The organism is Priestia sp. P5_B4 (genome assembly GCF_056400385.1).
The window spans coordinates 1-4,755 of the sequence record NZ_JBFULJ010000260.1 but is presented as its reverse complement, the minus strand read 5'-3'; the positions used below and the strand labels follow the sequence as shown (position 1 = coordinate 4,755).

Sequence of the window (4,755 nt, the reverse complement as noted above, 5' to 3'; positions counted from 1 at the left end):
GTATATCATATTTTATTTGAGGAGTGGGGAAAATGAGCAAAACAGCAGTGAATGTAAAAAGTGATGTGCAAGCCGTATTAAACGAATTAAAAAGCAAGCAAATTCGTAATGTGTTTTTCGTCGCATGTGGAGGATCTTCTGCGATCATGTATCCAGCTAAGTATGTACTAGATCGAGAAGCTCAACATATTACATCCGATTTGTATAGTTCGAACGAATTTATCCACCGCAATCCGCAGCAGCTGGGAAAAGACTCCTTAGTTATTTTATGTTCCATGTCAGGAACAACTCCTGAGACTACAGAAGCAGCTAAGTTTGCTAAAAGCAAAGGCGCTTATGCTGTAGCCTTAACAAATGAACCTACTTCACCTTTAGCACACAGCGCAGATATTTTTATTAAGTATGAGTGGGGCAATGATATCGATGCTTTTGAAACAAATTTAGGCGTTTTATATCAGCTTGTATTTGGTCTCTTATACGTAGCAGAAGAAAATGATAAATTTGCAAAGTTAGTTACTAGCTTAGAAAATCTACAGTCTGTTTATGAAAAAGCTCTAGAATACGAAGCGAGCAACGCAAGGAAATTTGCTGAATCACATAAATCCGAACCGGTTATTTATACAATGGCCAGCGGCTCGAACTATGGAGCAGCCTATTCATTCAGCATATGTATCTTAATGGAAATGCAGTGGATTCATTCTCACGCTATTCACGCTGGAGAGTATTTCCACGGTCCATTCGAAATTATTGATGAAAACGTACCGTTTATCATCCTAGCTGGACTAGATGAAACGAGACCTTTAGAAGAACGCGCCTTATCATTCTCTAAACGATATGGAAAGAAATTAACTGTTCTAGATGCAAAAGCATATGACTTCGAAGGAATTGATAAAGATGTGCAAGGGTATATTGCTCCTCTTGTATTAAACCGTGTACTGCGTCAGTATGCCGAAGAATTAGCTGAAGCACGCAATCATCCTTTAAGTAAAAGACGCTACATGTGGAAAGTAGAATATTAATAATCTCCTAATAAAGATAGAAATCTGTATATTTTCCTTACGAGTTATACTATAATGTTATAAAACATTATAGTATAACTTATATATGAAAGCACTTACAATAAGGGGGTTTCTATATGAAAAAGACAAATTTAATCTTAGCCTCACTTTTAAGTTGTTCTTTAATGCTCGGGGGGTGTGCGGGAAAACAAACGTCTTCAGACTCAGACACAGGAAAGACAACATTAACATTCTTTCACAGATGGCCAAAAGAACCTGAAAAAAGCTACTTTGAAGAAGTTGTAAAAGAATTTGAAAAACAGCACCCTGATATTGATATTAAAACAGAAGCGGTGTTAAACGATTCGTATAAAGACAAAATTAAAGTTATGACAGGCACTAATACCCCTCCTGATGTGTACTTTTCTTGGAGCGATGAGTTTGCTAGACAATTTGTCAGAGGAAACAAAGCCTTAGATTTAACCTCTTATTATAAGAAGGATTCAGCGTGGTCTTCCAAGCTTGTTCAGTCTCAAATTAAACCATATACCGTTAATAAGAAAATTTACGGTGTTCCTGTCACAATGGACGGGAAAATGTTTTTTTACAACAAAGATATCTTCGATAAATTAGGATTAAAAGCGCCTACAAACTGGAACGAGCTATTAAATGTTTTAAGCGTGTTAAAAAAGAAGCATTATACAGCTTTAGAATTTGGAAGCCAGGATACGTGGACCATTTCTCACTACGTAGGAACCTTGAATCAGCGCATGGTAAAGCCTGACGTTCTTTCAAAAGACTATAATTCAAAAACTGGGACATTCACGGATAAAGGCTATGTAAAAGCTCTAGAAAAATTAGAAGAATTAGTTCCTTACTTTAATAAAAATACAAATTCGATTGATCATGAATATGCAAGACAACAATTTTCAAATGGAAAAGCAGCTATGTTTTATGCTGAAACCGCTGAAATTAAGCTTTTCGGTCCAACGAAATTTAAGATTGGCATGTTTAATTTTCCTAAATTAGAGGATGGAAAAGGAAATGCTACTAATTTAACTGGATCACCTGAAGGGTTTATGATTTCTTCTAAAACAAAGCATCCAAAAGAAGCGATGGAATTTCTTGAATTTTTAACATCAAAACAAATGGGTGAAAAGCTAGTAAAAGAAGTAGGGAAATACAGTGCAGTAAATGATACAGCTAACAGCAGTAATTCAACACCGGAGCAATTAGAAGCAGTAGATAATATTTTACAAGCCAAAGAGATGGCTCCATGGTTTGATATGGCAATCGATGCTCGAATTGCAGATGCTTATTTAACAGGGGCTCAGCTTATGCTAAATGGTGATAAAACACCTAAAGAAGTAATGAAAGATGTGCAAAAAGCTGCAGCGAGTGTTCGTGCTGAATCTAAAAAGTAAGGAAGTGAAAAAGCGATGTTAAAACGCAATAAGCTAACCCCTTATTTATATCTTCTTCCTGCTTTTGCTTTTTTACTACTTGTGTATATCCCTATTTTTCAGAATATTTGGGATAGTCTTTATGAGTGGAGCACATTTTCACCAGACAAAGTTTTTGTAGGAATAGATAATTATGTGCACTTATTTAAAGACCCTGTCTTTTATCAGGCACTCAAAAATAATATTCTTTATGCGGTCATTTCAATTATTTTTCAAGTGGGTGGAGGTCTAATTGTGGCTGCCGTTTTAGAAGATAAACTTATTCGAAGGTTTTCTCCTTTTTTTCGAACGGTTTATTTTTTACCAGTAGTCGTTTCGATGACCGTTATTGCCTTGTTGTTTACTTTTTTTTACAATCCTGAAGTAGGGCTTTTAAATCAAATGCTCAAAATGATCGGATTAGACTCATTGGCAAAACCTTGGCTAGGAGACAGTAATACGGCTATTTATGCAGTTATTGCTATATCTCAGTGGCAGTCTATCGGCTATATTGCCATGCTGTATATTGTAGCGATACAAAAAATCTCACCTGAATTGTATGAAGCAGCTGAAATAGACGGCGCTAATAAATTTAAAATGTTCTTTCATATTACTGTACCGCAAACAAAAGAAATGACATTTGTGGCTGTTATTTTAACGCTCACTGGTGCTTTTACAGTATTTAATGAACCTTATATTTTAACTGGAGGCGGACCGGGTACATCATCTGAAGTCCTAAGTACGTATTTATACAAAACAGCCTTTTCGAAAGATATGATGGGCTATGCTTCCTCAATTGCTACTGTCATTTTAATTATTACGCTGTTGATTTCTCTTGTTCAAATGAAAGCATTTAAAACAGGAAAGGAAGACGCTTGATGCAGATGCCTAAAACAAATGTCACCTTACCTAATGTTGTCAATACAGCCACTAAAGAAAGAAAAAAGAAGAGCTACACAGGTGTAACGATAGTATATGTCGGATTGATTGTCTATTTTATCGTCATTGCGTATCCTTTGCTTTGGATGATTATAAGTTCTTTTAAAAGCACGGATGAAATCTTTACGCACAGCTGGTCTATGCCGCATACTTGGCTAATTGAAAATTATGTGACAGCGTGGAAAAATGGAATATCTTCTTACTTTTTAAACAGTGTAATCGTCACGGGCGCGTCTTGTTTTTTGACGGTGCTGGTCAGTGCGTTAGGAGCTTATGGACTATCACGCTTTGAGTTTCAAGGAAAAGCTTTTGTCCTCATTATATGTCTCGGAGGGCTTATGCTTTCTCCTCAGGTAAGTTTAATTCCTTTGTATAGCATTATTCAAAAACTTGGAATCTATAATACACACTTGGCCCTGATTCTGCCTTATGTTGCTTATCGAATTCCTTTAACCATCTTGTTAATTCGAGCTTATTTTCTTTCGATTCCAAAAGAACTAGAGGAAGCAGCTCGGTTAGATGGATGTACAAGCTTGGGGATTTTATTTCGAATTTTTATCCCAATGAGCACGCCCATTCTATTAACAACGACAATTTTGACAGCTTACTACACATGGAATGAATTTATGTTTGCCATTATCTTTATCGACGACGACAGTTTGCGTACAATCCCAGCAGGATTAATGCAATTTAGAGACGCTTTGCAAACAGATTGGGGGGTATTACTAGCTGGACTCACCATTTCAGCAGCACCGATTGTTATGTTGTTTTTATTTATGCAAAAATATTTTATCCGTGGCATTGCTAACGGAAGTGTTAAATAATAGGAGGACAAGCAGATGAAACTAATTGGAGTAGGGGATAATGTAGTAGATTACTATAAAGATCAAGGAAAGATCTATCCAGGCGGCAACGCGCTAAATGTGGCCGTATTTTATAATAGATTGAGCAATCATCAGTCTTCCTATATGGGAATCGTGGGGAATGACGAATCGGCAGAGCATGTAGTAAATACTTTGCAGCAAGAAAAGATGGATATTAGCAGAGTAAGAAGAGCTGTAGGAGAAAATGGAATGGCGGTTGTAACACTTGATGAACAAGGTGACCGAGTTTTTGTAGGATCAAATAAAGGGGGCGTTCAATCTAGATTAAAACTAATGCTGAATGAATCGGATTTAACCTATATTCGCCAGCACGATCTTCTTCATACGAGCGTTTTTAGTCATTTAGAATCTGACCTTCCGTTGCTACATAAAATCATTGATATTTCCTTTGATTTTTCTACGAGATACGATGAGGAATATTTACAGCAAGTATGTCCATATATCAGCTATGCATTTTTCTCAGGAAGCAGCCTGCCAGAAGAAGAGTGTATG

5 protein-coding genes are annotated in these 4,755 nt (G+C 36.5%); all 5 read left to right on the top strand.

Features of this window, described 5'->3' with window-relative positions:
* The first annotated feature begins 32 nt into the window (after window positions 1–32).
* Window positions 33–1,019 carry an SIS domain-containing protein gene (locus AC1DRF_RS17015; protein WP_043982524.1) on the top strand — a complete coding sequence of 329 codons (987 nt, stop codon included), beginning with the start codon at window positions 33–35 and terminating at the stop codon, window positions 1,017–1,019.
* Between the two features lie 116 nt (window positions 1,020–1,135).
* Entirely contained in the window at window positions 1,136–2,422 is a 1,287-nt protein-coding gene (locus AC1DRF_RS17010; RefSeq protein ID WP_013083210.1) for an ABC transporter substrate-binding protein, read from the top strand.
* Window positions 2,423–2,437: 15 nt separating this feature from the next.
* Window positions 2,438–3,319 carry a carbohydrate ABC transporter permease gene (locus AC1DRF_RS17005; protein ID WP_318331315.1) on the top strand — a complete coding sequence of 294 codons (882 nt, stop codon included), beginning with the start codon at window positions 2,438–2,440 and terminating at the stop codon, window positions 3,317–3,319.
* The gene (locus tag AC1DRF_RS17000; RefSeq protein WP_427076526.1) at window positions 3,319–4,203 is read left to right on the top strand and encodes a carbohydrate ABC transporter permease; all 885 of its coding nucleotides are present in this window, start codon (window positions 3,319–3,321) and stop codon (window positions 4,201–4,203) included. The genes AC1DRF_RS17005 and AC1DRF_RS17000 overlap by 1 nt, the downstream gene beginning before the upstream one ends.
* A gap of 15 nt (window positions 4,204–4,218) precedes the next feature.
* The coding region (locus AC1DRF_RS16995; protein WP_477741221.1) for a PfkB family carbohydrate kinase at window positions 4,219–4,755 on the top strand (537 nt) is incomplete at its 3' end.